This window comes from Enterobacter sp. FW301-JW81, assembly GCF_058788735.1.
In genome coordinates, this window is record NZ_JBYTBA010000007.1 from 110,350 (window position 1) to 137,266 (window position 26,917).

Annotated in this window: 26 protein-coding genes; 13 read left to right on the top strand and 13 right to left on the bottom strand. The window is 61.2% G+C overall.

What is annotated here, in order from left to right; translation table 11 throughout:
- Positions 1-130: 130 nt before the first annotated feature.
- Positions 131-289, top strand: coding sequence for a hypothetical protein (locus AC3WOK_RS20225; protein WP_173829303.1), 159 nt, complete (start codon positions 131-133; stop codon positions 287-289).
- Between the two features lie 158 nt (positions 290-447).
- Positions 448-2,112 (top strand): SgrR family transcriptional regulator, encoded by a 1,665-nt coding sequence (locus AC3WOK_RS20230; RefSeq protein ID WP_492355028.1) that lies wholly within the window; start codon positions 448-450, stop codon positions 2,110-2,112.
- Here the strand turns inward: AC3WOK_RS20230 and AC3WOK_RS20235 are convergent.
- The 4 genes from AC3WOK_RS20235 to AC3WOK_RS20250 all read right to left on the bottom strand — a co-directional run bounded on the left by AC3WOK_RS20235 (position 2,085) and on the right by AC3WOK_RS20250 (position 7,025).
- The gene (locus tag AC3WOK_RS20235; protein WP_063432060.1) at positions 2,085-3,107 is read right to left on the bottom strand and encodes a HoxN/HupN/NixA family nickel/cobalt transporter; all 1,023 of its coding nucleotides are present in this window, start codon (positions 3,105-3,107) and stop codon (positions 2,085-2,087) included. The two genes, AC3WOK_RS20230 and AC3WOK_RS20235, sit on opposite strands and share 28 nt — an antisense overlap.
- Before the next feature lies 1 nt (position 3,108).
- Positions 3,109-5,325: a carbamoyltransferase HypF gene (hypF, locus tag AC3WOK_RS20240; protein ID WP_492355029.1), complete on the bottom strand. Its 2,217-nt coding sequence runs from the start codon at positions 5,323-5,325 to the stop codon at positions 3,109-3,111.
- A gap of 6 nt (positions 5,326-5,331) precedes the next feature.
- Positions 5,332-5,877, bottom strand: a complete 546-nt coding sequence (gene hydN, locus AC3WOK_RS20245) for an electron transport protein HydN (protein WP_023308960.1) — start codon at positions 5,875-5,877, stop codon at positions 5,332-5,334.
- Between the two features lie 134 nt (positions 5,878-6,011).
- Entirely contained in the window at positions 6,012-7,025 is a 1,014-nt protein-coding gene (locus AC3WOK_RS20250; protein ID WP_059312433.1) for a LacI family DNA-binding transcriptional regulator, read from the bottom strand.
- Positions 7,026-7,239: 214 nt separating this feature from the next.
- Here AC3WOK_RS20250 and ascF point away from each other — a divergent pair, with 214 nt between their 5' ends.
- Both ascF and AC3WOK_RS20260 read left to right on the top strand, forming a co-directional pair.
- A complete protein-coding gene (gene ascF / locus AC3WOK_RS20255) occupies positions 7,240-8,691 on the top strand; it encodes a PTS cellobiose/arbutin/salicin transporter subunit IIBC (protein ID WP_492355030.1) in 1,452 nt (483 codons plus the stop codon).
- Between the two features lie 18 nt (positions 8,692-8,709).
- On the top strand, positions 8,710-10,134 hold the full coding sequence (locus AC3WOK_RS20260; RefSeq protein WP_492355031.1) for a 6-phospho-beta-glucosidase: 1,425 nt from the start codon (positions 8,710-8,712) through the stop codon (positions 10,132-10,134).
- Positions 10,135-10,215: 81 nt separating this feature from the next.
- On the opposite strand, the gene hycI is transcribed toward AC3WOK_RS20260, so the two are convergent.
- The 9 genes from hycI to hycA form a co-directional block, all read right to left on the bottom strand.
- On the bottom strand, positions 10,216-10,671 hold the full coding sequence (hycI, locus tag AC3WOK_RS20265) for a hydrogenase maturation peptidase HycI (RefSeq protein ID WP_120159340.1): 456 nt from the start codon (positions 10,669-10,671) through the stop codon (positions 10,216-10,218).
- A complete protein-coding gene (locus AC3WOK_RS20270) occupies positions 10,664-11,074 on the bottom strand; it encodes a formate hydrogenlyase maturation HycH family protein (protein WP_492355032.1) in 411 nt (136 codons plus the stop codon). The genes hycI and AC3WOK_RS20270 overlap by 8 nt, the downstream gene beginning before the upstream one ends.
- The gene (locus tag AC3WOK_RS20275; RefSeq protein ID WP_059312542.1) at positions 11,071-11,838 is read right to left on the bottom strand and encodes an NADH-quinone oxidoreductase subunit B family protein; all 768 of its coding nucleotides are present in this window, start codon (positions 11,836-11,838) and stop codon (positions 11,071-11,073) included. The genes AC3WOK_RS20270 and AC3WOK_RS20275 overlap by 4 nt, the downstream gene beginning before the upstream one ends.
- Positions 11,838-12,380, bottom strand: coding sequence for a formate hydrogenlyase complex iron-sulfur subunit (locus tag AC3WOK_RS20280; protein ID WP_492355033.1), 543 nt, complete (start codon positions 12,378-12,380; stop codon positions 11,838-11,840). Before AC3WOK_RS20280 ends, AC3WOK_RS20275 begins: the two co-directional genes overlap by 1 nt.
- A gap of 9 nt (positions 12,381-12,389) precedes the next feature.
- Positions 12,390-14,099 carry a formate hydrogenlyase subunit HycE gene (gene hycE / locus AC3WOK_RS20285; RefSeq protein ID WP_059312540.1) on the bottom strand — a complete coding sequence of 570 codons (1,710 nt, stop codon included), beginning with the start codon at positions 14,097-14,099 and terminating at the stop codon, positions 12,390-12,392.
- A gap of 15 nt (positions 14,100-14,114) precedes the next feature.
- Positions 14,115-15,038 (bottom strand): respiratory chain complex I subunit 1 family protein, encoded by a 924-nt coding sequence (locus AC3WOK_RS20290; protein ID WP_492355034.1) that lies wholly within the window; start codon positions 15,036-15,038, stop codon positions 14,115-14,117.
- A 1-nt stretch (position 15,039) separates the two neighbouring features.
- Positions 15,040-16,854: a formate hydrogenlyase subunit 3 gene (gene hycC, locus AC3WOK_RS20295; RefSeq protein ID WP_492355035.1), complete on the bottom strand. Its 1,815-nt coding sequence runs from the start codon at positions 16,852-16,854 to the stop codon at positions 15,040-15,042.
- Positions 16,851-17,459, bottom strand: a complete 609-nt coding sequence (locus AC3WOK_RS20300; protein ID WP_023308971.1) for a 4Fe-4S dicluster domain-containing protein — start codon at positions 17,457-17,459, stop codon at positions 16,851-16,853. Before AC3WOK_RS20300 ends, hycC begins: the two co-directional genes overlap by 4 nt.
- A gap of 70 nt (positions 17,460-17,529) precedes the next feature.
- Positions 17,530-17,994 carry a formate hydrogenlyase regulator HycA gene (gene hycA / locus AC3WOK_RS20305; protein ID WP_059312537.1) on the bottom strand — a complete coding sequence of 155 codons (465 nt, stop codon included), beginning with the start codon at positions 17,992-17,994 and terminating at the stop codon, positions 17,530-17,532.
- Between the two features lie 211 nt (positions 17,995-18,205).
- Between hycA and hypA the strand changes: the two genes are divergently transcribed.
- From hypA to eitC, 9 genes are all read left to right on the top strand, one after another.
- Positions 18,206-18,556, top strand: coding sequence for a hydrogenase maturation nickel metallochaperone HypA (gene hypA, locus AC3WOK_RS20310; protein ID WP_047348044.1), 351 nt, complete (start codon positions 18,206-18,208; stop codon positions 18,554-18,556).
- A 3-nt stretch (positions 18,557-18,559) separates the two neighbouring features.
- Complete coding sequence (gene hypB, locus AC3WOK_RS20315; RefSeq protein ID WP_059312536.1) at positions 18,560-19,423, top strand: hydrogenase nickel incorporation protein HypB; 864 nt, start codon at positions 18,560-18,562, stop codon at positions 19,421-19,423.
- A complete protein-coding gene (locus AC3WOK_RS20320; protein ID WP_047348042.1) occupies positions 19,414-19,686 on the top strand; it encodes a HypC/HybG/HupF family hydrogenase formation chaperone in 273 nt (90 codons plus the stop codon). Before hypB ends, AC3WOK_RS20320 begins: the two co-directional genes overlap by 10 nt.
- A 2-nt stretch (positions 19,687-19,688) precedes the next feature.
- Complete coding sequence (hypD, locus tag AC3WOK_RS20325) at positions 19,689-20,810, top strand: hydrogenase formation protein HypD (protein ID WP_492355036.1); 1,122 nt, start codon at positions 19,689-19,691, stop codon at positions 20,808-20,810.
- Positions 20,807-21,817 (top strand): hydrogenase expression/formation protein HypE, encoded by a 1,011-nt coding sequence (gene hypE, locus AC3WOK_RS20330; protein WP_063956871.1) that lies wholly within the window; start codon positions 20,807-20,809, stop codon positions 21,815-21,817. The genes hypD and hypE overlap by 4 nt, the downstream gene beginning before the upstream one ends.
- Positions 21,818-21,879: 62 nt before the next feature.
- The gene (gene flhA, locus AC3WOK_RS20335) at positions 21,880-23,952 is read left to right on the top strand and encodes a formate hydrogenlyase transcriptional activator FlhA (protein WP_447856130.1); all 2,073 of its coding nucleotides are present in this window, start codon (positions 21,880-21,882) and stop codon (positions 23,950-23,952) included.
- A 153-nt stretch (positions 23,953-24,105) separates the two neighbouring features.
- Complete coding sequence (gene eitA / locus AC3WOK_RS20340) at positions 24,106-25,104, top strand: siderophore ABC transporter substrate-binding protein EitA (RefSeq protein ID WP_059312532.1); 999 nt, start codon at positions 24,106-24,108, stop codon at positions 25,102-25,104.
- On the top strand, positions 25,104-26,141 hold the full coding sequence (locus AC3WOK_RS20345; RefSeq protein WP_063430541.1) for a FecCD family ABC transporter permease: 1,038 nt from the start codon (positions 25,104-25,106) through the stop codon (positions 26,139-26,141). The genes eitA and AC3WOK_RS20345 overlap by 1 nt, the downstream gene beginning before the upstream one ends.
- A complete protein-coding gene (gene eitC / locus AC3WOK_RS20350; RefSeq protein ID WP_047348036.1) occupies positions 26,141-26,902 on the top strand; it encodes a siderophore ABC transporter ATP-binding protein EitC in 762 nt (253 codons plus the stop codon). Before AC3WOK_RS20345 ends, eitC begins: the two co-directional genes overlap by 1 nt.
- The last annotated feature ends 15 nt before the right edge of the window (positions 26,903-26,917 follow it).

The following is a 26,917-nucleotide window of genomic DNA, read 5'->3' on the forward strand; positions in this document are numbered from 1 at the left end:
TCATCGCTATTCATCCCTAATTTATTATTTCCATTGATACTTAAATGCGGAACAGCTGAAAAACATCACCCTGTTTTATTATTCGCATCCGGCTTACGCTGAAAAGGTATTAATCAGCCGGAGGCGAATCATGGCGACTTTTAATAAAGAACTCAATTATCTTTCTCATTATTTCCAGCAGACGAAAAATGCGGAACACATTTTATTCCGCTGGCTTTATTTGAGCCCGGAGGCGCGCATTGAACGTCTGCGTGAATTGATAGAACCGGTAAGTAAACCTGAGCAGTAATTGCCTGGGGCGCTACGCTTACCCAGCCTGCAATGCCCGTAGGCCCGCGCAAGCATAGCGCCGCGGGGCAAAAAACCGGAACACTTTATTCATCCCGGCCTTATTTATTCCGCAAAAAGCCCTACACTCTCAGCATCCTTCTTTTCCGGTATGCCGCTATGCGCCAGCTTCAGAAAATCCGTCAGTATCAACGGCTTTATCAGCACTACGGCGCAGCGCCAGCGCCCACGACCATCGCTGAAGTCGCGGAAGTTGCGCTGTGCAGCGAACGACATGCGCGCACCCTGCTGCGCCAGCTCGCGCAAAGCGGCTGGCTAAGCTGGAGCGCGCAGCCGGGGCGCGGGCATCGCGCCATCCTGCACTGCCTGACGACCACCGGCGAGCTGAGCGCGCCGCTGATGCACGCCTGCCTGGAGAAAGGAGATTACCAGAGCGCGCTGCAGCTGGCCGACGGCGACCCCGCCAGCCTGCACCACATCATCACCCCGTTTTTAGGCGGTAAATGGCTTAAGCACCAGCCGACGCTGCGCATTCCGTGGCATCGCCCGCTCGCGTCGCTGCACCCGGCCCTTCAGCGCCGCCGCGCCGAACAGCATATTATCTGCGCGGTTCACGCGGGGCTGACGCGCTACGCGCCCGGCCACTCGCAGCCGGTCGCGGATTTAGCCCATCACTGGGATACCCGCGACGACATGCGCTGCTGGCGTTTTTATCTGCGCAGCGGCGCGCACTGGCACAACGGGCAAGCCATCAGCGATGAGGATATTCTCGCCGCGCTGCACCAGCTGCTGGCCGATCCGGCGCGCAGCGCGGGGCTCGCGCACGTTCACCAGGTGTCGCTTGTCGCCCCCTGGTGTCTGGAGATCGTCCTCAGCGCCCCCGATGCCATGCTGGCGCATCGTCTTGCGCATCACGCCTGTCGCCTGCCGCATCCGCAGCAGCCGACCGTTGGCGCAGGTCCCTTTGCTATCGCCCACCACCACTCGCACTACCTGCGCCTTGAGCGCCAGCCGTGGTACTTTGCGGCGCACCCGCTGCTGCATGCGATAGAGTTCTGGCGCACCCGCAGCGAGCCGGAAAAACCCGCGTGGATCACCGTAGGTAAAGGAGAAAATGCCCGGGAGTCCGTCACCTCCACCAGCGGAGGATTCGCCTGGCTGATGCTGAACGCCGGGTTAGCGCAGCCGCTGGCCGCCTGGCTGCGTCAGGAAATTCAGCATATTAATCAGCAGTACGTCCGCCGGGACGATATCGACACCCGCACCGAAATTTTGCACGGCATCACGACGCCCGCGTTTCCGGCAGCGTCCGACGTTACCCTTCCCGCCACCCTGTCGCTGGTCTGCTATCACGCGCCGGGACTGTGCGATCTGGCCAGCATGCTGCAAGCGCGCCTGAAAAAGCGCGGCTGTGAGGTCATCATTCGCTGGAAAGACCGTGAGGCGTGGCATGCCCCCGACGCGCTGGCGCAGGCGGATATCTTACTGGGGGATTATCTGGCGGGCGAGGTGCCGGAGTTTGCGCTGGCAGAGTGGTTTACGGAAGAACCCGCGTGGGCCACGGCGCTGGGGCAGGCCCCGTGGCAAAAAGCGAAGCAGACGCTGATGACCTATTGCGAAAGCGAAGAGAGCCTGCGAACGCATCTGCCCGCCTTCTTTCAGCGCCTGCTCGAAAGCGGCGCCTGCACGCCGCTGTTCCACTACCGCTATCGTCTTAATACCCTGGAAAACGTGCAGGGTATTGTGCTGACCGCCAGCGGATGGCTTGATTTTACCCGCGCCTGGCTGCCGCCGGCTCAGGAGCGCACCACCAGCGCGTCGTAGCCGCGCCAGCGGTAGTTGACCATGGAGATCAGCCAGCAGGCGACAAACAGCCCGACCACCACAAACCCGGCGTTGCCCAGGTTATCGTTCACCGCGCCAATTACATCCCAGACGCCGCCGCTGAGGGCGAATTTATCCATCAGCAGACCCAGCGCTTCCAGCCCGCCGATAAACAGCGCCACCACCACGGAGGTGCCGGTAATGGTCATGTTGTAGTACAGCTTGCGCTGCGGCTTGTTGAACGCCCAGCCGTAGGCACCCACCATCAGCAAATTGTCGAGGGTATCGACCAGAGCCATGCCGCTCGCAAAGAGCGCCGGGAAGATCATGATTGCCCAGACCGATATCCCGTGAGAGGCGCTGGCGGCAGAAATGCCCAATACGCCAATCTCGGTCGCGGTATCAAACCCCAGGCCAAACAGAAAACCGACCAGGTACATCTGCCAGCTTTTATTCACCAGGCGGAACGTCGCGCCGAACAGCCAGTTCATCACTCCGCCCTGCGCCGGGAGCGTGACGTCTCCCTGCACCGGCCTGCCGTTTTTCAGCGCCTGAAAACTGCGCCAGACGCCGCGCAGGATCACCATGTTCACCAGCGCCATCGCCAGCAGGAAGGTCGCCGACACCGCCGTGCCAATCAGGCTGCCGGTCTCGTGAAACCACGCCATATTCTTCTGAAATGCCGTGGCGGTCGCGGCGATGGCAATGGACGCCAGCACCACGATGGTGGAGTGCCCCAGCGAGAACCACGCCCCCACGCCGGACGGGCGTTTCCCCTGCTGCATCATCTTACGCGTCACGGTATCAATCGCTGCAATGTGGTCGGCATCTACCGCATGACGCAGCCCGTAGCACCAGGCCAGCAGGCTTGCCGCCATCAGCGCCGTGCTGTCGCTGAAGGTGCGCCATGCCCATCCCCAGGCCAGCAGGTTTGCCATTACCAGAGCCAGCAGCAGTAGCGCGGCGCGAGGTTCATTGCGTAAGAGTCGTAACATTTTAAATCCTTTTTGAACATGACCGGGCAGCGGCGATCGCCGCCTGCCCAAAGGAGATCGCTCCGTCGCCTGCAGGCAGGCGCGAAGGAAAAAGAAGCGTAAAGTCAGAAAGATAATGGCGCAGGCGCGCGCGCAGCAGACGGTTGTGTAACACGCCGCCGCTGAGGCAGATTGTCGAAAGCGATAAGCGCCGGGCATGGAACGCGGCGAGATCCGCCAGCCCTTTTGCCAGCGCATCGTGAAACGCCCAGGCGCGCTCGCTGGGTTCCGCCCGCCAGTTCAGCCACTGTTGCCAGAAGCGCGCGAGGTTATCCACCGCAAGCGTGACCGGGTGTTCCACACCATTGCACCGTGCCGCCAGCGCTTCCAGCCGGCAGGCCGCTTCGCCTTCCCAGGTTTGCGTGTCGATACCCAGCGCGCAGGCAACCGCATCAAACAGGCGACCGCACGACGAGGACCGCGGCGCGTTGACGCCGCGCTGGATAGCCGTCGCCAGCAGCGGCCAGTTCTGGCACTGTACCGCGCGCGTTTCCGGGTATTGCTGCCAGTCAGGGACAAACGCCAGACAGTGGGCGAGCAGGTTGCGCCACGGCTGCCGCGCCGCGAGATCGCCGCCCGGCAACGCAACGGCAGGCAGCCCTCCCAGACGTTCACACTCGAGATAGTTCACCCGCAGGCACTCCCCGCCCCACAGCGCGCCGTTCTCGCCCATGCCCGTTCCGTCCAGCGTCAGGGCGATAGCGTCTTCGCCGTCGCGCGGCCAGCCGTTTTCAGCCAGGCACGCCGCCGCGTGGGCGTGATGGTGCAGTACGGTTTCAACCGGCAGCGCCTGCTCCTGCGCCCATTGCCGGGTGTGGTAGCCGGGGTGGGCGTCGCACACCACGCGCTGCGGCTGAAAGGCGTAGATCTGCTGCATCACCGCCAGCGCCGAACGCCACTGCGCCTCGACGCCGTCGTCACCGAGATCGCCAAAGTGCTGGCTCAGCACCGCCTGGTTCCCGCGCACCAGGCAAAAGGTATTCTTCATCTCCGCGCCGGTAGCCAACATGGCGGGGATATCGTCAAACCCTGCCGGCAGCGTGACGGCATCCGGCACAAAGCCGCGCGCACGGCGCAGCACTGCCCCGTCCCGATCCAGCACCGAATCATCCATTCTCTGCAGGATGTCGCGGTTGTGCAGCAGGAAGCCGTCCGCAATTTCGCCGAGCTCTTCCAGCGCCTGCTCGTTGGTTATGGCAGGCGGACGACCGCTGAGGTTGCCGGAGGTCATCACCAGCGGATGCCGGCAGTCCTGCATCAGTAAATGATGCAGCGGGTTAGCGGGCAGCATGATGCCTAACGCATCCAGACCCGGCGCGATGCCGTCGGGAAATGCGGGCAGCCAGGCTTTCGGCGTGAGTACGATGGGTGCAGCGGGTGAGCCGAGCAGCGTCTGAATCGACGCGGGTAACGCGTCGGCATTCGGGATCATCACCGCCAGCGGTTTACCCGGACGCTGCTTGCGCGAGCGAAGCGTCGCGACCGCCTGGGGATCCCGTGCGTCACAGGCGAGGTGAAAGCCCCCCAGCCCTTTAATGGCGACAATACCGCCGTTTTTCAGCGTCTTCACCGCCGCGCTCAGCGCAGCCTCACCGGCAGCAGTGACGTCGCCCGCCCGCCACGCAAGCGCGGGCCCGCAGTCCGGGCAGGCGACCGGCTGGGCGTGAAAACGTCGGTCGGCAGGGTTGCGGTACTCCGCTTCACACGGCGCGCAGAGCGGGAATGCCGCCATCGACGTCGCCGGGCGGTCATAGGGCATGGCGCGAATAATGGTGAAACGCGGCCCGCAGTGGGTGCAGTTGATAAACGGGTAGCGATAGCGGCGCTCGCGCGGATCGCGCATTTCAGCCAGACATGCCGGACAGGTCGCGGCATCCGGCACAATCTGGGTGTCCATCGCCCCGCCCGCGCTGTGGCGGATGGTAAAGTCCTTCGGCACGCGCGCCCAGGTGAACGGCTGCGTTTCAACGCGGTCAATGCTTGCCAGCGGCGGGCAGTCCTGATGCAGCCTCGCGGTAAAGGCCCCCCCATTACCCGCGAGGCGCACCAGCACGCCCTCTCCGTCGTTGCAGACATCGCCTGCAAGCTGAAGCTGTTGCGCCAGCTGCCAGACGAAGGGACGAAACCCCACGCCCTGCACCTTGCCGCGCACGCGCAGCTGTACGCCGTTACTGCTCATGGCGGATCAGAACAGCAGTGATGAGGAGGTGTCGAACGCCGCGCGACGGCGCTTTTCCGCGCTCATCTGCTCAAGCTTGTCGCGATCGACGCAGACCAGCGCGTGCGTCGGACAGGCTTCCATGCAGGCCGGGCCGGCGTCGCGGTGGTAGCAGAGGTCACATTTGTTGGCTTCGGCTTTTTCCGCGCGCACGCTCAGCCCCATTCCGCTGTTGCGGACCACCGGACGGACCACCACCTCCATCGCGCCGTACGGGCAGGCGACTACGCAGGTTTTGCAGCCAATGCAGCGCTCCTGCATCACGTGCACAAAGCCTTTCTCGCGTTTGATCGCCCCGTTCGGGCAGACGTTCGCGCACGGGGCGTCTTCGCACTGACGACAGATGGCGGCGGTGGAAATATTCACGCCTTTGATGACGTGAATGCGCGGCAGGAAGGTGTCAGGGGTAAGCGACGCGCAATCCTGCTCTGCCTGATGGGAAACCACGCACGCCACTTCACAGGTACGGCAACCAATACACTTACTGGCATCGGCCATAATAAAACGATTCATCTGCTTCTCCAGCATTACAGTTATGCGCGGAGATATTCATAAACCGTGCCAATTATTAACCTATTGATTTAAAGCGATTTTAAAAATCACAGCGGCGCTGTCATCGTCACTTATGACGATGACAGCTGTCGACATCAGCGGTGCGGGCCGTCAATAACCGAGTCGCGCAGGACAAGCTCGCCGGAGAAGGTTTGCTGATATTTGAACTCACCGCCGTCGAGCATGAAGATCAGGCGGCTAATGGTTTCCTGGATCATCTCCGTCACCGGGATGCGAACGCTGGAGAGCGACGGCACGATGTAAGGCGCGATGGCCACGTCGTCAAAACCGATCACCGACACCGCGTCCGGGGTGGCAACGCCGCTGTCGTGCAGCTGCTTCATCGCGCCAATCGCCATATCGTCATTGCTCGCCACCAGCGCCGTAAAGCGCTCGCCGCGCGTCAGCAGTTCAGCCACCGCCGTCGCGCCGCTGGCGGGGTTCCACTTCCCCTGCGCGATCAGCCCCTCGCGCAGCGGAATACCGTGCTGCGCCAGCGCGTCTTTGTAGCCGGAAAGACGCTCAACCCCGGTCGGCGAATCCAGCGAGCCGGTAATAAACGCGATGTCCCGGTGGCCTTTCGCAATCAGCTGCGCCACCGCGTCCTGGCTGGAAGCTTTATGATCGGACCAGACGCTGTGGCTGCTGTTTTTCCGCAGGCGGCGGTTGAGCACCATGATGGGCTGCTCGCACTTCTCGACGATCTCATCCATCTCTTCCACGCTCAGGAAACGCGGATAGATAATCACCGCGTCGCAGCGCATATCAAGCAGGTACTGGATCGCCTCGCGCTCTTCGTCCGCGCTGTGCTTGCCGTCCGCGAGGATCAGCTGCCGCCCTTTCTCTTCCGTCATGCGCGCGGCGTGAAACAGCAGTTCGCTAAAGTAAACGCCGTGATAAAGGGTGTTCGTCACCACCAGCCCCAGCGTCTGGGTACGCTTGGTCGCCAGGTTGCGCGCCAGTAAATTCGGGCGATAGCCGCTCTCTTCAATGGCCTGAAACACCCGGTCTTTGGTCTCCTGGCTGACGTAGCCATTTCCCGACAGCACCCGGGACACCGTGGCTTTCGAAACGCCTGCCCGCTTCGCCACTTCAAGCATCGTGGTCATGTTGTTAATCCGTCTGCCTCTGATGATGCGCAGTGTACTGCACCGCGGGGAAATTGTCGCAGCGGCGAAATCACGCTTTTAGCACCCCATTGCGATCCGCATCACGAAACGAAAAAATGGTCAAAAAGCGATCTTGTTTCATTCATAAAAACTCATGATGATTATGTGGAACCGGTTTCCTACATTTCTCACAACGATAACAGGATCACATCCGATGGCCAAAAATTACGCCGCGCTGGCGAACGACGTTGTCAGCGCGCTGGGCGGCAAAGAGAACATTGTCGCCGTCACCCACTGCATGACGCGTCTACGCTTCGTCCTGAAAGACGAAAGCCTTACCGACGCCGCGCGTCTGAAAAGCATCAGCGGCGTGCTCGGCGTGGTACGCAATGACAACCAGTGTCAGGTCATTATTGGCAACACCGTTTCTCAGGCGTACCGCGAAGTGGTGAGCCTGCTGCCAACCAGCCTGCAGCCTGCTGTACCGGAAGGCCCGCAGAAACTGACATTACGCCGCATCGGCGCCGGGATCCTCGACGCGCTGATCGGTACCATGTCCCCGCTGATCCCGGCGATCATCGGCGGCTCGATGGTCAAGCTGCTGGCGATGATCCTTGAGATGACCGGCGTGCTGCCAAAAGGCGCGCCGACGCTCACCATTTTGACCGTCATCGGCGACGGCGCGTTCTTCTTCCTGCCGCTGATGGTGGCGGCCTCGGCGGCGGTGAAGTTCAAAACCAACATGTCGCTGGCGATAGCCATTGCGGGCGTGCTGGTCCACCCGAGCTTTATCGAGCTGATGGCGAAAGCCGCGCAGGGCGAGCACGTTGAGTTCGCCTTTATCCCGGTGACGGCGGTGAAATACACCTACACCGTCATCCCCGCGCTGGTGATGACCTGGTGCCTGTCTTACATCGAACGCTGGGTCGATCGCATTACCCCGGCGGTAACGAAAAACTTCCTCAAGCCGATGCTGATCGTGCTGATTGCCGCCCCGCTTGCCATCGTGCTGATTGGGCCGCTGGGCATCTGGATCGGTAGCGCCATCTCCGCGCTGGTTTACACCATTCACGGCTATCTGGGCTGGCTCTCCGTCGCCATTATGGGCGCGCTGTGGCCGCTGCTGGTGATGACCGGGATGCACCGCGTCTTTACGCCAACTATCATTCAGACCATTGCCGAAACGGGCAAAGAGGGGATGGTGATGCCGTCAGAAATCGGCGCCAACCTGTCGCTCGGCGGCTCGTCGCTGGCGGTGGCGTGGAAAACCAAAAACCCGGAGCTGCGCCAGACGGCGCTGGCGGCGGCAGCTTCCGCCATTATGGCGGGGATCTCTGAACCGGCGCTGTACGGTGTGGCAATACGCCTGAAGCGTCCGCTGATTGCGAGCCTGATCAGCGGCTTTATCTGCGGCGCGGTGGCCGGCATCGCGGGTCTTGCCAGCCACTCGATGGCGGCGCCAGGGCTGTTTACCAGCGTGCAGTTCTTTGACCCGGCGAACCCGATGACCATCGTCTGGGTGTTTGGCGTGATGGGGCTGGCAGTGGTGCTGTCGTTTGTTCTGACCCTGATACTCGGCTTTGAGGATATCCCGGTTGAAGACCACGCCGAAAAAGCGCGCGCCCTGCAGACCGCACCGGCCCAGAGCAAAGCGGCACAAGCATAAATTGAAAGCGAGGTAAGAATGTCTGTTTTTCCACAAGGATTTTTATGGGGCGGCGCGCTTGCCGCTAACCAGAGTGAAGGGGCTTACCGTGAAGGCGGCAAAGGGCTGACGACGGTCGATATGATCCCCCACGGCGCGAATCGCCTGGCGGTGAAGCTCGGTAAGGAAAAGCGTTTTTCGCTGCGTGACGACGAGTTCTACCCGAGCCACGAGGCGATTGATTTTTACCATCGCTATAAAGAAGACATCGCCCTGATGGCGGAGATGGGCTTTACGGTGTTCCGCACCTCGATTGCCTGGAGCCGCCTCTATCCGAACGGCGACGAGCCGCTGCCGAATAAGGAAGGCATTGCCTTCTACCGCGCGGTGTTCGAGGAGTGCAAAAAGTACAATATCGAGCCGCTGGTGACGCTCTGCCACTTCGACGTCCCCATGCACCTGGTGACGGAGTACGGCTCCTGGCGCAACCGCAAGATGGTCGATTTCTTCGCCCGCTACGCCCGCACCTGCTTTGAAGAGTTTAACGGGCTGGTGAAATACTGGCTGACTTTCAACGAAATCAACATCATGCTGCACAGCCCGTTCTCCGGCGCGGGGCTGGTGTTCGAGGAAGGTGAAAACGAGGACCAGGTGAAGTACCAGGCCGCGCACCACGAGCTGGTGGCAAGCGCGCTGGCAACCAAAATCGCCCACGAGGTGAACCCGGAAAACCAGGTGGGCTGCATGCTGGCGGGCGGCAATTTCTACCCGTACTCCTGCAAGCCGGAAGACGTGTGGATGGCGCTGGAGAAAGATCGCGAGAACCTGTTCTTTATCGACGTGCAGGCGCGCGGCCGCTATCCGGCCTACTCCGCCCGCGTGTTCCGCGAGAAAGGCGTGGCGATCGTCAAAGACCCGGGCGACGATGAACTGCTGAAAAACACCGTCGATTTTGTTTCGTTCAGCTATTACGCCTCGCGCTGCGCGTCGGCGGACATGAACGCGGGCAACACCAGCGCGGCGAACATCGTGAAGTCCCTGCGCAACCCGCACATTCAGGTGAGCGAATGGGGCTGGGGCATTGACCCGCTCGGCCTGCGTATCACCATGAACATGATGTACGACCGCTACCAGAAGCCGCTGTTCTTGGTGGAAAACGGCCTCGGGGCGAAAGACGTGATTGATGAAAACGGCGAGATCAACGACGACTACCGCATCAGCTACCTGCGCGAGCATATCCGCGCGATGGGCGACGCGATTGAGGACGGCGTACCGCTGATGGGCTACACCACCTGGGGCTGTATCGACCTTGTGTCGGCCTCAACGGGCGAGATGAGCAAGCGCTACGGGTTTGTGTACGTTGACAGGGACGACGCCGGAAACGGCACGCTGGACCGCAAGCGCAAGAAGTCGTTCGGGTGGTATAAGAAAGTGATTGCGAGTAACGGGGCGGATCTCGAGTAGCCTGTTTTGCCGGGTGGCGGCTTCGCCTTACCCGGCCTACAAAACCGTAGGCCCGGTAAGCGTAGCGCCACCGGGCGCTGTTCAGAGCCGGGAAAATCCCCCGTCCCCAACCCACCCGGCAAGCCGTGAATACACCACGTCCACCGCCTCTTTCACCGGCGGCGTCATCGGGTAATAAAATCCGACAATGTCCGGCTGAATGCCCAAAAACAGCACCTCGCCCACGTCGTCCTTGATCTGATCTACGAGGTAGTTCAGCGGCATATTGTGGGTCGTCATCATAAACATCTCGGCGATGTCGTCCGGGTCTATCAGGCGGATCTCGCCGGGGTTGAGCCCCATATCGGTGGCATCGACGATTAACAGCCTGTCAGGACGCAGTTCGCGAATGGCGACCACGTCGTTTTCCGGCGCGCTGCCGCCGTCGATAACCACCCAGCCGCCCTGCGGGTTCGCGGCGCACATCTCTGCCAGCAGCGGCCCCGCGCCGTCGTCGCCCATCATGCTGTTGCCCACGCACAGTAAAACGTCAGTCACGTAATCTCCTCACCATCAGGTAGATGGCGCTCTCCTGATGAATGTCATGCAGCATGCCGAGCAGCGTTTTGCTCCACGCCTGCTGCTCGGGGGTTTGTCTGCTCAGCGCCGCGTCAAAGGCGTTGGCGAGCATCGCAATGTGGTTGGCGTCGATAACGATCTCGCCGTACTTCGGCACGCCCTCCATTTTGCGCCGCGCCGTGCTGCCCTCCTCCAGCGTGGCGATCCACGTCAGGTACTCGGGCCACGGGCAGCTTAACGCCGCCTCCAGGCAGTCGATCACCCCGAGGTGGTGCCCAATCGCCAGGCTGTAATAGACCACCTGCTGCGCCGCATCCGGCGCGGCATCGTTCTCATCAATAAACTTACGGCTCAGCTGGCTGAACACCACCGTTTCACTCATCGGATACGCGCCTCATCCACAACGCTGTTCAAGTTCGCCACAATCTCGTTGAGGCGCGGATCGTTTTCCGCCTCCAGCCAGCGCGCCACCTGATGGTCGCCCTGGCTCAGCAGGCGCAGATAATCGTCGGCAATCTGGCGGCCATAGCGGTAGCCCGCCAGTTTCCGCGCCGTGCGGTCGACCTTGACCCGCAGCGGCTGCACCATGTCCGGGTGCAGGATGGCCGCAGGCTGGTTATCCAGCTCGCCCGGCTCGCGCGCGTGGATTTTCTGCTCCAGCAGGCCGAGCGCCATCGCAAAGCCGTACAGCGTCGCGGCGGGCGTTGGCGGACAGCCCGGAATGTAGACGTCCACCGGCACGATTTTGTCGGTGCCTCCCCAGACGCAGTAAAGGTCGTGGAAGATGCCGCCGCTGTTGCCGCAGGCCCCGTACGAGATGCAGATTTTCGGGTCCGGCGCAGACTGCCAGGCGCGCAGCGCGGGGGATCGCATGGCGCGTGTCACTGCCCCGGTGAACAGCAGGATGTCCGCATGGCGCGGAGACGGCACCACCTTGATGCCGAAGCGCTCAGCGTCAAACAGCGGCGACAGCGTGGCGAAGATCTCAATCTCGCAGCCGTTGCAGCCGCCGCAGTCCACGCGGTAGACGTAGGCCGAGCGTTTGATTTTTTTCAGCAGCGACGCCTTCATGCTGGCGATGGATTCGTCCACCGTCATCGGCACCGGAATGCCGTTTGCGTCGCGCGGGCCGAGTAAATTGTCCATCAGCTGGCCTCTCTCATATGGCGGGTGATATCAATGCGGTCGGACGGCAGCAGGCACTTCTGACGCTTGCACTCCGGGCAGGTTTCAAAGCTTTCACGATGATGCTCCGCGCGGGCGTCGCCGTTGTGCTGCAGCAGCGCGATGGCGTAGTCGATCTCTTTTTGTACGGCGAACGGACGCCGGCAGACGCGGCAGCTGCACAGGTCAAAGCACGACTGCTGGAGGAAATCCTCTTTCTTCCACACCGCCAGCTCGTACTCCTGAGACAGGCGAATGGCGACCGTCGGGCAGACCTCCTCGCAGCGGCCGCAGAAGATGCAGCGTCCGAGGTTAAACTGCCAGGCCAGCTCGCCGGTTTTGAGATCCGTTTCCACCGTCAGGGCATTCGACGGACAGGCGTTGACGCAGGCCGCACAGCCGATGCACTGCTGCGGGTTATGCTCCGGCTTGCCGCGAAAGTTTTTATCCACCGGCATCGGCTCCAGCGGATAGCGGCTGGTCTGCGTGCCGGTTTTGATCACTTTTTTGATAAAGGTAAACATGGCGAGTCCTTATTTCAGCGGCGAGTTTTTACGCTCAATGCTGTAGCGCTCAAGCTCTTTGTACGGCACCACCTGGCTTTTCTTCTTGCGCACGTCCACGACGGTCATGCGGTCGGTGCAGGAGTAGCACGGGTCGAGGCTGCCTATGATCAGCGGCGCATCGGAAACCGTGTTGCCGCGCAGCATATAGCGCAGGGTTGGCCAGTTGGCGTAGGTCGCCGCGCGGCAGCGCCAGCGGTAAAGCTTCTGGTTGTCGCCGGTCATGCTCCAGTGGATGTCGTCCCCGCGCGGCGCTTCGGCAAAGCCGAGGGCAAAACGGTTCGGAATATAGGTGAAGCCCTCGACCATCAGCGGGCCGCCCGGCAGGTTATCCAGACCGAAGTCGATCATGTTCAGCGCGGTGAACACCTCGTTGATGCGTACCTTCAGACGGGATATGACGTCGCAGCCCTGCTCGCTGTGTACGGTCATCGGCAGCAGGCCGTAGCCGACGAACGGGTGATCGGCGCGGGTGTCGCGGGCGTGGCCGCTGGCGCGCACCATCGGGCCGACGTTGCTGAAGTCGCGGGCGATCTCCGGGTCAAGACGGCCGATGCCCACGGTGCGCTGTTCGATGTTAGGCGTGCTGAGCAGCATGTCCACCAGCTCCTGCACGTCGCGGCGCATCTGTTGCGCCAGCAGGCGGGTCTGGATCATGTCGTCTTTCAGCAGGTCGCGGCGGATCCCGCCGATCAGGTTCAGGCCGTAGGTTTTGCGCGCCCCGGTGAGGATCTCCGCCATCTTCATCGACGCCTCGCGCACGCGGAAGAACTGCATAAACCCGGAGTCAAAGCCGACGAAGTGGCAGGCCAGACCGAGGTTCAGCAGGTGCGAGTGCAGGCGCTCCACTTCCAGCAGAATGGCGCGGATCATCTGCGCGCGCTCCGGCACCACGATCCCCATGCCGTTCTCCACCGAGGTGGTGTAGGCGGTGCTGTGGGCGAAGCCGCAGATGCCGCACACGCGGTCAGAAAGAAACGTCACTTCGTTGTAGCCCATGCGGGTTTCCGCCAGCTTTTCCATGCCGCGGTGGACGTAGAACAGGCGGTAGTCGGCGTCGATGATATTCTCGCCGTCGACGAACAGGCGGAAGTGGCCCGGTTCATCGGAGGTGACGTGCAGCGGGCCGATCGGCACCACGTTGTTCTTCTTGCTGCCCAGCTCGTTGATGAACTCGTAGGTTTCGCTGTCGGTGGTCGGCGCCGGGCGCTGGCGGTAGTCCATGCTGTCTTTACGCAGCGGATAAAGTTCGTCCGGCCAGTCGTCCGGCAGCACCAGGCGGCGCTCGTCCGGCAGGCCAACCGGCACCAGGCCGTACATGTCGCGCACTTCGCGCTCGCCCCAGACGGCGGCAGGCACGCGCGGCGTGACGGACGGGTATTCCGGTTTAGCCGGATCGACCTCTACGCGCACGGTGAGCCAGCACTTCTCCCCCTGCTCCATCGACATCACGTAGTACACGGCGTAATTGCCGCACAGCTGACGCTCGTCGTTACCGAACAGCACCGACAGCCAGCCGCCCTGCTGGTAATAGAGGAACTCCACCACTTCCGGCAGGTAGTTCACCTTTACGGTGACGGTTATCTGGTCTTTGGTTTGCCAGGACTCCTCCAGCACCACGCCGGGGAAAGCCTGATGCAACGCGGCGAGATACTGCTGACCTTTCTTTTCTTCAGACATAAAAACTCTCTTTAATCACGCCACCAGCAAGGAGACGAACGCTAAAAATGCAAAACCAAAACCGGCCCAGGTGATGCGCGACGTTTCCACAAAACGCAGGCGCGCCATGCTGTTTTCAAACAGGGCAATCACCAGCACGCCGACCAGCAACTTGAGGGCGGCCACCACCACGGCCAGCACAAGGCCGCCTGTGGAGAAGTGCGTCATCTGCCCCCACGGGAAAAAGACGCCGACAAACATCTGCAGCACCACCAGCTGTTTGAGGCTGATGCCCCATTTCAGCACCGCGAAGCCGTAGCCGCTGTATTCGGTGAGCGGCCCTTCCTGCAGCTCCTGCTCGGCTTCCGCAAGGTCGAACGGCAGTTTGCCCATCTCGATAAACGTGGCGAACGCGCAGGCGCACAGCGCCAGCACCAGCGGGATCGAGCGCGCCACAGGCCAGTGATAAACGGTGTCGGTGATAAAGCTGATATGGGTGGAACCCGCGACCTGCGCGGCGACCCACAGCCCCAGCAGCAGGATCGGCTCAACCAGCACGCCCAGCATCGCCTCGCGGCTGGCGCCGATGCCGGTAAACGGGCTTCCGGTGTCCAGACCCGCAATGGCAAAGAAGAAGCGGGCAATGGCGAAGAGGTAAATCAGCGTAATCAGATCGCCAAGCACGGGCAGCGGCGACGCCACCTTGACCACCGGCAGCGCGGTGGCGATGGTCAGCATCACCCCCACCATCACAAACGGCGTCAGGCGAAAGACCCAGCCTGCGGCATCCGGGGCGACGCTCTGGCGACCGAGCAGCTTGAACAGATCGCGGTACTCCTGCAGCACGCCAGGCCCGCGACGGTTGTGCATCCGGGCGCGCGCCACGCGGCTAATCCCGGAAAGCAGCGGCGCAGCGGCGAACAGCACCAGCGCCTGAAGTAATGCCAGTAACAAACTCATGTCAGGCTCCTCGTGAAATCACAATCACCACCAGCACCGCCAGCTCGATGACCGCCAGACGACGGAACAGTGCGGGCGCGGCAGCACTTTGCCAGCCGGGTACCCAGCCCACCGGATTCAGCCAGTGGCGCAGCTTCAGCACCGCGGCAAAGTTCTCTTTCACCGGCATGGCAAAACCGTGGGCGGTGATGACCATCGACTGTTCGTGTTCGTAGCCGCAGGCCCACGCCGCACCGCGCGAGCGGGAAGAGAGTCGGTCGCGTTTGAAGAACAGCATCAGGACGAACGGCAGCAGCGGTGCGCCAATCAGCAGCAGCGCGATCGTGGGCTGAGAGACGGTGGTATTCGCCACGGTCAGCGGCAGCGGAATAGCGTTACCCAGCAGCGGCAGCAGCCACGGCGCGGCAACCCCGCCCGCGATGCAGCACAGCGCCAGCGCAACCACGCTCACACCCATCAACACCGGTGCGCAGCAGGCGTTTTCAGCTTCGCGCGTGCGCGGCGCGCCGAGGAAGGTGACGCCGTAAACTTTCGCCATGCACATCACCGCCAGCGCCCCGGTAATCGCCAGCCCGACCGCCAGCAGCGGGCCGAGCAGGCGTGCGATAAAGACGTCGCTCTGGCCGAGCGCGAAGAAGGACTGATAGATCACCCACTCCCCGGCAAAGCCGTTCAGCGGCGGCAGCGCGGCCATCGCCATCAGCCCGACCAGCATCGCCAGTGAAACCACCGGCATCTTTTTGCCAATCCCACCCAGCTTTTCAATATCCCGATGGCCGGTGCGGAACCAGACGCTTCCCGCGCCGAGGAACAGGGTGCTTTTAAACAGGCTGTGGTTGACGAGGTGATAGAGACCGCCGATAAAGCCGGCGGCAATCAGCGCCGGTTGATTCAGCGCCAGCCCGGTCACGCCCGCGCCAAGGCCGAGCAGAATGATGCCGATATTTTCGAGGGTGTGATACGCCAGAAGACGCTGGATATTGTGCTCCATCAGGGCGTACAAGCCGCCGACGAAGGCGGTAACCATCCCGGCGACCAGCAGCACGACGCCCCACCACAGCGGCGGCTGGCCGCCGGTCAGCGTAATCGCCAGAATCCCGAACAGACCGACCTTCATCACCACCACAGAAAACAGCGCGGCGGCGGGCGCGGAGGCATTTGCATGCGCCTGCGGCACCCAGCCGTGCAGCGGGATGATTCCGGCGAGCAGGCCAAAGCCAATCACGCCCAGCAGCCAGACGTCATTCCCCAGCGGATGGCCGTTGAGCGCAGCAAAGTCCAGCGTGCCGAAGCGTTGCCACACCAGCCAGCAGGCCAGCGCCAGCAGCAGCGTCCCCAGGCGTCCCAATGCAAACCACAGCTTGCCGGAGGCGCTGCAGCCCGTCAGGAACACGCCGCAGAGCGCCATGATCTCCGCCATCACCACCAGCGCGCCGAGGTTACTGGCGATAACGGTGCAGACCGCCGTCGCCATCAGCAGATTGACCAGCAGGCCGTTGGCTTTAGCGTGCGGGTGGCGGTGCCAGTCGATATTGAACAGGCTGATAAACAGCCCGCACAAGCCAAACGTCACCAGCCAGACGGCGTTCAGCGGCGCGATCTCAACGGCGTGGCGAATCAGCGGCACGAGCGCGTCAACGGAGTGCCCGCCGAGCAGAACGGCACCGCCTGCCGCCAGCGTCATCAAGCTACCTACCGCCCCGCCGACCCCGGCGACCAAGCCGCTGAAGATTTTATGGAAAGAGAAGATCTGCGCCAGAACGGCGGCGGCAGCAAAACAGGCTACCGCGCTGGTAATCATCATCGCCGCGTTCATTTCGCCCCCTCGTTAAGCGCCTGTAGCAGAGAAAGGTCGCCAAAATCACTGTTGATGGTCAGCTCGCGTTTACGCTTGCTGGTACGTGCGATGTCGCGAATGTTAACCAGAATCAACGCTTTGGTTGGGCAGGTGCGCACGCAGGCCGGCCCCTGCTCATCAAAGCTGCACAGATCGCACTTCACCGCAACGGCGCGGATGCCGGGCACCCAGTCCAGCAGCGTGCTTACGCGCGCAGGCGCCGGCGGCGCCGGCGGGGCTTTTGGCGAGTTGGCGTTCGCCGGAATGTGCAGCGGGCGGCTGCCGGAAAATTCAATCGCGCCGAACGGGCAGGCAATGCCGCACAGCTTGCAGCTTACGCACAGGCTTTCGTTCAGCTGGACAGCGCCATCAACGCGGGTGATGGCATTCACGGGACAGACGCCTGCGCAGGGGGCATCTTCACAGTGGTGGCAGAGCTGCGGGGCAGACTCTTTTTCATTACGCATGACGTGCAGGCGCGGCATGGACTGCAGCCCATGCAGGCGATGCGTTTCCGAACACGCCGCCTCACAGGTTCGACAGCCAATACAGACCGTCGAGTCAGCAATTACAAAACGGTTCACCGGGTCATCCTCTGGTGATAGTCATTTTTGACGAAAAACTGTCTTGTCGACACTTCTCGACACGCATCGGTCAGGCCACGTTTGCTGAGGCATTTCCGTCCATCAGCTGCTTCAGGTTGACCGGGAGATCGTTCTCGACTGCGGCGTACAGGCCGTTATAAACCGGCGCGATTTTTTCCAGATAGTGCTCCAGCACCTGCTGGCGATCGCGGTTGCTGACGTGGCCGTCCACCATGCCATCGGCCATCAGCTGCGCCTTCGCAATACACTGTTTTTGGCCGTCTTTTGTCTCGAGGTGGTACTCAATGGTGTGGCTGTTGAAGTTATCCGCCAGGGTAACGTTGATGATGAAATGGCCGAAGAGGACAAACTGCATGTCGCCCTGCGCCGCACAGCTCATCGCGTGGTGAAGACGCGCTTTCGAGAGGGTAATGCCCTGGACCAGAGAGTTGCAGTAGAGGTGCCACTGGTCCTGCAGCTGCTGATGACGCTGCGCGATGTAATCCGCTTTTTCGCTGATTTCCCAAATAGTCATAGAAGGTATCCGTTTAATGGAGATAGCGGCTGTTAAGCAGATTCCATGCCAGTTTTTATTTGACTGATTTTAAAGAAATTAAACCAAAAAGACGCTGTCAACGCCGCGGTGTCGACGTGTCATTTCGACAGCGTTGACATCGACACGCCTTAACAAAAATCAAGCTGGCACTGTTATTGCATTCAATGGCGCAATTCATTGAGGAGGCGTCATGCACGAAATCACCCTCTGCCAGCGGGCTCTGGAACTTATCGAACAGCAGGCAGTGCAAAACCACGCGAAGCGCGTCACCGGCGTCTGGCTGAAGGTCGGGGCGTTTTCCTGCGTCGAGACCAGCGCCCTGAACTTCTGTTTTGAGCTGGTGTGCCGCGGCACGCTGGCGGAAGGTTGCGAACTGCATATTGAAGAGCAGCAGGCGGAGTGCTGGTGCGGGCAGTGCCAGCAGTACGTCACCCTGCTGTCATCGAAGGTTCAGCGCTGTCCGCAGTGCCAGAGCACCGGGCTGCGCATCGTGGCAGATGACGGCATGCAGATCCAACGCCTCGAAATCGAGAAGGAGTAAAGTATGTGTAGCACCTGCGGTTGCGCCGAAGGCAACCTGTATATAGAAGGGGATGAACACCATCCTCATTCCGCGTTTCGCTCCGCGCCCTTTTCACCAGCCCCACGTCCCTCTGCGGCACTGACCGGGATCGCTTTCGCCCCGCAACGCTCCGATGCGGGCGATCTGCACTACGGCCACGGCGAAGCGGGTACCCACGCGCCGGGCATCAGCCAGCGCCAGATGCTGGAGGTGGAGATCAACGTGCTGGACAAAAATAACCAGCTCGCCGCCCGCAACCGCGCCCGCTTTGCCACCCGCAAGCAGCTGGTGCTGAACCTGGTCTCCAGCCCCGGCTCCGGCAAAACCACGCTGCTCACGGAAACGCTCAAGCGCCTGAACGGGCGCGTCTCCTGCGCGGTGATCGAAGGCGATCAGCAAACCGTTAACGACGCGGCGCGCATTCGCGAAACCGGCACACCGGCGATTCAGGTCAACACCGGCAAAGGCTGCCACCTGGATGCGCAAATGATTGCCGACGCCGCCCCGCGCCTGCCGCTGGCGGACAACGGTATTCTGTTTATTGAAAACGTCGGCAACCTGGTCTGCCCGGCGAGCTTCGACCTCGGTGAACGGCATAAAGTCGCGGTGCTTTCGGTGACCGAAGGCGAAGACAAGCCGCTGAAGTACCCGCATATGTTTGCCGCCGCCTCCCTCATGCTGCTGAACAAAGTCGACCTGCTGCCGTACCTGAACTTCGACGTGGATAAGTGCCTGGCGTACGCCCGAGAGGTGAACCCGGACATTAACATTCTGCTGGTCTCCGCCACGCGCGGCGACGGCATGGACGGCTGGCTTCGCTGGCTGGAGAACGAACGATGTGCATAGGCGTACCGGGACAGATTCACTCCATCGACGGTAATCAGGCCAAAGTCGAGGTCTGTGGCATCCTGCGCGACGTCGACCTGACGCTGGTCGGCAGCAGCGATGAAAGCGGCGCATCGCGTCTCGGCCAGTGGGTGCTGGTGCACGTGGGGTTTGCCATGAGCGTAATTAACGAAGCGGAAGCCCGCGACACGCTCGACGCCCTGCAAAACATGTTCGACGTGGAGCCTGACGTGGGCGCGCTGCTGTACGGCGAGGAGCGATAATCATGCGTTACGTTGATGAATACCGCGCCCCGGAGCAGGTGCTGCAGCTTATCGGGCATCTGAAAACGCGCGCGGCGCTGCTGGAGTACACGGCAGAAAAACCGCTGCGGATCATGGAGGTGTGCGGCGGACACACGCACGCCATCTTCAAATTTGGCCTCGACCAGCTGCTGCCGGACAACATCGAGTTTATTCACGGCCCCGGCTGCCCGGTCTGCGTTCTGCCGATGGGGCGTATCGACAGCTGCATCGAGATTGCCAGCCGGCCCGACGCCATTTTCTGCACCTTTGGCGACGCGATGCGCGTGCCGGGGAAAAACGGCTCGCTGCTGCAGGCAAAAGCGCGCGGGGCCGACATCCGGATCGTCTATTCGCCGATGGATGCCCTGACGCTGGCAGCGGATAACCCCGCGCGCAAGGTGGTGTTTTTTGGCCTGGGCTTTGAAACCACCATGCCCGCCACCGCCATCACGCTGCAGCAGGCGAAAGCGCGCGGCGTCGATAACTTTTTCTTCTTCTGCCAGCACATTACGCTCATCCCCACGCTGCGCAGCCTGCTGGAAGAGCCGGGAAACGGAATTGACGCCTTTCTGGCGCCGGGGCATGTCAGCATGGTGATTGGCACAGACGCCTACGGTTTTATCGCTGAACAGTACAATCGTCCGTTAGTGGTCGCTGGTTTCGAACCACTTGATCTACTGCAAGGTGTCGCCATGCTGGTTGAGCAGAAAATAGCGGCCCTGAGTGCAGTGGAAAACCAGTACCGCCGCGTGGTACCGGATGCAGGCAATGAACGGGCCCAGCAGGCGATAGCCGACGTGTTTTGCGTTGAGGGCGACAGCGAATGGCGTGGCCTGGGGCTGATTGCCGAATCCGGCGTGCGCCTGACGCCGGCCTATCGCGCGTTCGACGCCGAAGCGCATTTCCGCCCGCAGCCGCAGCAGGTTTGCGACGATCCCCGTGCCCGCTGCGGCGAGGTGCTCACCGGTAAATGCAAGCCTGATCAATGCCCGCTATACGGCAACACTTGTAATCCGCAAACGGCGTTTGGCGCGCTGATGGTCTCCTCCGAAGGGGCGTGTGCCGCGTGGTATCAGTATCGCAACCAGGAGAGTGAAGCATGAATACGGTTGAAATGGCGCACGGAAGCGGCGGACAGGCGATGCAGCAACTGATTAACCGGCTGTTTATGGAAGCCTTCAACAACCCCTGGCTCGCCGAGCAGGAAGACCAGGCGCGCATTGACCTCGCGACCCTCACCGCGCAGGGCGACAGGCTGGCCTTCTCTACGGACAGCTACGTGATTGACCCGCTGTTCTTCCCGGGCGGCGATATCGGCAAGCTCGCCGTCTGCGGTACGGCGAACGACGTCGCCGTCAGCGGCGCCATTCCGCGCTACCTCTCCTGCGGGTTTATCCTTGAAGAGGGGTTGCCGATGGAGACGCTCACCGCGGTGGTCAACAGCATGGCGCAGACCGCGCGCGAGGCGGGGATTGCTATCGTCACCGGCGATACCAAAGTGGTACAGCGCGGCGCGGCCGACAAACTGTTCATCAACACCGCCGGCATGGGGGCAATCCCCGCCGATATTCACTGGGGCGCGCAGCGCCTCGGCGTGGGCGACGTGCTGATCGTGACCGGAACGCTGGGCTGCCACGGGGCGACCATCCTGAACCTGCGCGAAGGCCTGGGGCTGGACGGCGAACTGCGCAGCGACTGCGCGGTACTCACCCCGCTGATTCAGACGCTGCGCGCGATCCCCGGCGTGAAGACCCTGCGGGACGCGACGCGAGGCGGCGTAAACGCCGTGGTCCATGAATTTGCGGCAAGCTGCGGGTGCGGGATTGAGCTCGCCGAGCGCAGCCTGCCCGTTAAGCCCGCCGTTCGCGGGCTTTGCGAACTGCTGGGGCTTGACCCGCTCAACTTTGCCAACGAAGGCAAGCTGGTGGTTGGCGTTGAACGCGCCGCGGCACAGGCCGTGCTTGAACAGCTGCGGGCGCACCCCTCAGGACGCGAGGCGGCAATCATTGGTGAAGTGGTTGAGCGCAAAGGGGTGCGCCTGACCGGGCTTTACGGCGTGAAACGCACGCTGGATCTGCCGCACGCGGAACCCTTACCCCGTATTTGCTAGAACCGCGCCAAAAGCGGTCAGCACTGAACGTCTCTTTTTGCCAGTTTCTATTGGAAAGCAATATGCCGTATACACCGATGAGCGATCTTGGACAGCAGGGCCTGTTTGACATCACGCGCACACTTTTACAGCAGCCCGATCTCGGCGCGCTGAGCGATGCCCTGACGCGGCTGGTCAGGCAGTCGGCGCTGGCCGACAGCGCCGCGATTGTGCTCTGGCATAGCGGAACGCATCGCGCGAGCTACTACTCAACGCGCGATAATGGCAAAACGTTTGAATACGAAGACGAAACGTATCTGGCGCATGGCCCGGTGCGCCGCATTCTTTCCCGGCCTGAAGTGCTGCACTGCAATTTTGACGAGTTCCGGCAGGCGTGGCCGAGGCTTGCGGAGAGCAACCTTTATCAGCCTTTCGGGCATTACTGCATGTTGCCGCTGGCGGCAGAGGGCCAGATTTTTGGCGGCTGCGAGTTTATCCGCACCACCGACCAGCCGTGGCGCGAGGCGGAGTACGAACGCCTGCACACCTTTACCCAGATTGTGGCCGTCGTCGCGGAGCAGATCCAAAGCCGCGTCACCAATAACGTCGATTACGACCTGCTGAGCCGCGAGCGCGACAACTTCCGCATTCTGGTCGCCATCACCAACGCCGTGCTGTCACGGCTCGACATGGACGAGCTGGTCAGCGAAGTCTCAAAAGAGATCCACCACTATTTTAAAATCGACGCTATCAGCATCGCGCTGCGCGGCCATCGCAAGGGCAAGCTCAACATCTACTCCACCCACTATCTTGATGAGGCCAATCCGGCACACGAGCAGAGCGAGGTCGATGAGGCCGGTACGCTCTCCGAGCGGGTGTTTAAAAGCAAAGAGATCCTGCTGCTCAACCTGAACGAACAGGATCCGGTGGCCCCTTACGAGCGAATGCTGTTCAACACCTGGGGCAACAAAATTCAGACGCTGTGCCTGCTGCCCCTCATGTCCGGTGACACCATGCTCGGCGTGCTGAAGCTGGCGCAGTGTGAGGAGGGCGTATTCACCACCGCCAACCTGAAGCTGCTGCGCCAGATCGCCGAGCGTATTTCCATCGCCCTGGATAACGCCCTCGCCTATCAGGAAATTCATCGTCTGAAAGAGCGGCTGGTGGATGAGAACCTCGCCCTGACCGAACAGCTCAACAACGTGGACAGCGAGTTTGGTGAAATCATCGGGCGCAGCGATGCCATGTACAGCGTGCTCAAGCAGGTTGAAATGGTGGCGCAAAGCGACAGCACGGTGCTGATCCTGGGCGAAACCGGCACGGGTAAAGAGCTGATTGCCCGCGCCATCCACAATCTGAGCAACCGCAACAGCCGCAGGATGGTGAAGATGAACTGCGCCGCGATGCCAGCGGGACTGCTGGAAAGCGACCTGTTCGGCCACGAGCGCGGCGCGTTTACCGGGGCCAGCAGCCAGCGTCTGGGCCGTTTTGAGCTGGCGGACAAAAGCTCGCTGTTCCTCGACGAAGTGGGCGATATGCCGCTGGAGCTACAGCCGAAGCTGCTGCGCGTCCTGCAGGAGCAGGAGTTTGAGCGCCTGGGCAGCAACAAGCTTATCCAGACCGACGTGCGGCTGATTGCCGCCACCAACCGCGACCTGAAAAAAATGGTCGCCGACCGCGAGTTTCGCAGCGATCTTTACTATCGCCTGAACGTCTTCCCGATCTTCCTGCCGCCGCTGCGCGAACGCCCGGAAGATATTCCCCTGCTGGTCAAAGCGTTTACCGCGAAGATTGCGCGCCGGATGGGACGCAACATCGACAGTATCCCTGCCGAGACGTTACGCACCCTTTCATCAATGGAATGGCCCGGCAACGTGCGCGAGCTGGAAAACGTCATTGAGCGCGCGGTGCTGCTGACGCGCGGCAATGTGCTGCAGCTCTCCCTGCCTGAGGTTACGCTTCCTGACGCGATCGCGCCCGCCGCCGAGACAGCAAAAGAGGGAGAAGATGAATATCAGCTCATAATGCGCGTGCTGAAAGAGACCAACGGCGTGGTCGCCGGACCAAAAGGTGCCGCCCAGCGCCTGGGGTTAAAACGTACCACCCTGCTGTCGCGCATGAAGCGTCTCGGGATTGATAAAGAGAGCCTGGCTTAAGGCCGCGTTCCGGCGGTGTTTTTCTGACACCGCCATTCGTTACCCTGCGCAACTGTCCCTCATTGACACAAAATCGTTTCCTCTGTATAAAATTCCGCCTTAATAATGAGTTTCATTTGCAACAACAATAATATTTATGAAGGGTAGCGTTTAATGAAAAAGGTCATCTGCGCGTTAGGCCTGGCGATTGCGTCGGTCGGTTCTGCTCTGGCAACCACATATCCCCTGACGATTGAAAACTGTGGCTATAAAGAGACGTTCACCAAAGCGCCGGAACGCGTCGTGGCCCTGGGTCAGAACACCGTCGAAATTTTGCTCCTGCTGGGCCTGGAAGATAAGGTGAAGGCCAGCGCCTTCTGGCCGACCAAAGTGCTGCCGCAGCTGGCGGAACAGAATGCAAAAATCAAAACCCTGACGGTAGAAATCCCGACGCTGGAATCCATCCTGTCGCAAAACCCTGATTTTGTTCCTGCCCAGCTTCCTCTGCTGCTCGGGCCGGAGAGTAAGGTCGCAAAGCGTGAAGATCTGGCCACCGTCGGCGTGAACAGCTATTTATCACCGGGCATGTGCGCGACCAAAAAGGCCGCCGGCGATATGTACGGCAGCCGCCAGAAGCTGTGGGATATGACCTATCTCTATAAAGAGATTGAGGATTTCGCTAAAATTTTCAACGTTGAAGATCGCGGCCAGGCCGTCATTGCGGATTTCAAAAAACGCGAGGCCGACCTGCGTAAGGAATTCAGCAAGAATAAAAAAGACCTGTCGTTTGTCTTCTGGTTCTCCAGCTCATCCCCTTCTGCGGACGCCTACGTCGGCGGTAAAAACAGCGCCTCAGGGTTCATCGCTGACGTGCTGGGCGGGCACAACGCCATCACTTCTGAGACCGAATGGCCAACCGTCGGTTGGGAAAGCATTATTGCCGCCAATCCGGATGTCATCGTGGTGTCCAGCCTCGACCGCAACCGCTGGGCGCTGGATAACGCGGAAGAAAAAATCAAATTCCTGAAGAGCGATCCGGCGGTAAGCCAGCTGGACGCGGTGAAAAAAGGCCATATCGTGGTGATGGACGGCCAGGCGATGAACCCGACAATCCGCACGATTTACGGGGCTGAGCAGGTCGGCGAACAGCTCAGAAAACTGGGGCTGAACTGATGACATCCGCCGTTCTTCAGGCCCGGCAGAGCCTGGTGCTGACGAGCTCGTGCCTGCTCGCCTTTGTCCTGTTATTTCTGGTTATCGCGCTAAGCGTCAGCGTCGGCGAGCTGTCCATCCCGCTGCAGAACGTCTTTTATGCCATCAGCAATAAAATGGGGTTCACCGGGGTTCCGCTCAACCGCATCTATGAGAGCGTTATCTGGGACTTTCGCCTGAGCCGCGCGCTGGTGGCAGCCTGCTGCGGCGCAGGGCTGGCCATCTGCGGTGCCGTATTGCAGAGCCTGTTGAAGAACGCGCTGGCGGAGCCGTACGTGCTTGGCGTGTCCGCAGGCGCGTCGACCGGGGCGGTATCCGTCGTGGTGTTGGGGATCGGCACCGGCGCGGTGTCGCTCTCCGCCGGCGCCTTTGCCGGGGCGTTCGCCGCCTTTGCGTTTGTCGCCTTCCTGACCAACGGCGCGCGCGGCGGCAATGAACGCACCATTCTGGCGGGCGTAGCCGCCTCTCAGCTGTTTAACGCCATTACCGCCTACACCATCAGCACCTCCGCCAGCGCGCAGCAGGCGCGCGACGTAATGTTCTGGCTGCTGGGCAGCTTCAGCGGCGTTCGCTGGCCTGAGTTCCAGCTGGCACTGGTGGTGGTGCTGATTGGGCTAGCCGTTTGCCTTTACTATTCCCGGGCGCTGGATGCCTTTACGTTCGGCGATGACGCCGCGGCGTCTCTGGGCATCGCCGTCCCGTGGGTGCGCCTGGCGCTCTTCACCACCACCGCACTGATTACCGCGACCATCGTTAGCATGGCGGGCTCAATCGGCTTTGTGGGGCTGGTGGTACCGCACGTCATGCGTTTCCTGTTCGGGCCGCTGCACCGTACGCTGCTGATTGCCAGCGCGCTGGCAGGCGCAATCCTGATGGTGCTGGCAGATATCGCCTCGCGCATGCTGATTGCCCCGCAAAGCCTGCCCGTGGGCGTGGTAACCGCGCTGGTTGGCGTTCCGTTCTTTGCCGTGATTATCTACCGCTCAAGGAATAAGTGATGAGTATCTGCGCTGAAAATATTACCTGGAAGGTGGGTAAAAAAGTCATCGTTAATGACGTTTCACTGAAGGTGTCACGGGGAGAAACGGTAGGACTGCTTGGCCCTAACGGCTGCGGTAAATCATCGCTTCTGCGCATTCTGGCTGGTCTGCGCCGCCCGGATGCGGGCTGTGTGACGCTGGACGGCCAGGACATCTCTCGCATTGCCAAAAAGCAGCTTGCCCGCCGGGTCGCCTTCGTTGAACAGCACGGGATGACCGACGCCAATATGCGCGTGCGCGACGTGGTGAAGCTCGGGCGTATTCCGCACCACTCCCCTTTCTCCAACTGGAGCACGCACGATGACGAGACCGTCACCGCCGCCCTGCAGCGCGTGGATATGCTGGATAAAAGCGACCAGGGCTGGCTGAGCCTCTCCGGCGGCGAGCGCCAGCGCGTACACATTGCCCGCGCGCTGGCTCAGACCCCGACTGAAATCCTGCTGGATGAACCGACCAACCACCTGGACATTCATCATCAGATGCAGCTGATGCATTTGATCAGCGAATTACCGGTCACCAGCATTGTCGCAATCCACGATCTCAATCACGCCTCGATGTTCTGTGACTCGCTGATTGTGATGCAGAAAGGGCAAATTGTGGCGACGGGAACGCCGCAGGACATTTTATCCGAGTCGCTGCTGTGGGATGTCTTCCGGGTCAAAACCAAAATTGAGATCTCGCCGTTCCATGGCAAAAAGCACATTCACTTTATCGTTTAGGGGCGAGTGAACGAC

Coding starts and splice junctions, on each gene's coding strand:
- AC3WOK_RS20345 (WP_063430541.1), top strand. CDS start 25,104: ATGACATCCGCCGTTCTTCAGGCCCGGCAGAGCCTGGTGCTGACGAGC.
- AC3WOK_RS20290 (WP_492355034.1), bottom strand. CDS start 15,038: ATGAGTTTGTTACTGGCATTACTTCAGGCGCTGGTGCTGTTCGCCGCT.
- AC3WOK_RS20275 (WP_059312542.1), bottom strand. CDS start 11,838: ATGGACAATTTACTCGGCCCGCGCGACGCAAACGGCATTCCGGTGCCG.
- flhA (WP_447856130.1), top strand. CDS start 21,880: ATGCCGTATACACCGATGAGCGATCTTGGACAGCAGGGCCTGTTTGAC.
- eitA (WP_059312532.1), top strand. CDS start 24,106: ATGAAAAAGGTCATCTGCGCGTTAGGCCTGGCGATTGCGTCGGTCGGT.
- hypF (WP_492355029.1), bottom strand. CDS start 5,325: ATGAGCAGTAACGGCGTACAGCTGCGCGTGCGCGGCAAGGTGCAGGGC.
- hypB (WP_059312536.1), top strand. CDS start 18,560: ATGTGTAGCACCTGCGGTTGCGCCGAAGGCAACCTGTATATAGAAGGG.
- hypD (WP_492355036.1), top strand. CDS start 19,689: ATGCGTTACGTTGATGAATACCGCGCCCCGGAGCAGGTGCTGCAGCTT.
- AC3WOK_RS20320 (WP_047348042.1), top strand. CDS start 19,414: ATGTGCATAGGCGTACCGGGACAGATTCACTCCATCGACGGTAATCAG.
- hycE (WP_059312540.1), bottom strand. CDS start 14,099: ATGTCTGAAGAAAAGAAAGGTCAGCAGTATCTCGCCGCGTTGCATCAG.
- AC3WOK_RS20230 (WP_492355028.1), top strand. CDS start 448: ATGCGCCAGCTTCAGAAAATCCGTCAGTATCAACGGCTTTATCAGCAC.
- hycC (WP_492355035.1), bottom strand. CDS start 16,854: ATGAACGCGGCGATGATGATTACCAGCGCGGTAGCCTGTTTTGCTGCC.
- AC3WOK_RS20235 (WP_063432060.1), bottom strand. CDS start 3,107: ATGTTACGACTCTTACGCAATGAACCTCGCGCCGCGCTACTGCTGCTG.
- AC3WOK_RS20260 (WP_492355031.1), top strand. CDS start 8,710: ATGTCTGTTTTTCCACAAGGATTTTTATGGGGCGGCGCGCTTGCCGCT.
- AC3WOK_RS20280 (WP_492355033.1), bottom strand. CDS start 12,380: ATGTTTACCTTTATCAAAAAAGTGATCAAAACCGGCACGCAGACCAGC.
- hydN (WP_023308960.1), bottom strand. CDS start 5,877: ATGAATCGTTTTATTATGGCCGATGCCAGTAAGTGTATTGGTTGCCGT.
- AC3WOK_RS20225 (WP_173829303.1), top strand. CDS start 131: ATGGCGACTTTTAATAAAGAACTCAATTATCTTTCTCATTATTTCCAG.
- ascF (WP_492355030.1), top strand. CDS start 7,240: ATGGCCAAAAATTACGCCGCGCTGGCGAACGACGTTGTCAGCGCGCTG.
- hycA (WP_059312537.1), bottom strand. CDS start 17,994: ATGACTATTTGGGAAATCAGCGAAAAAGCGGATTACATCGCGCAGCGT.
- hypA (WP_047348044.1), top strand. CDS start 18,206: ATGCACGAAATCACCCTCTGCCAGCGGGCTCTGGAACTTATCGAACAG.
- eitC (WP_047348036.1), top strand. CDS start 26,141: ATGAGTATCTGCGCTGAAAATATTACCTGGAAGGTGGGTAAAAAAGTC.
- hypE (WP_063956871.1), top strand. CDS start 20,807: ATGAATACGGTTGAAATGGCGCACGGAAGCGGCGGACAGGCGATGCAG.
- AC3WOK_RS20270 (WP_492355032.1), bottom strand. CDS start 11,074: ATGAGTGAAACGGTGGTGTTCAGCCAGCTGAGCCGTAAGTTTATTGAT.
- AC3WOK_RS20250 (WP_059312433.1), bottom strand. CDS start 7,025: ATGACCACGATGCTTGAAGTGGCGAAGCGGGCAGGCGTTTCGAAAGCC.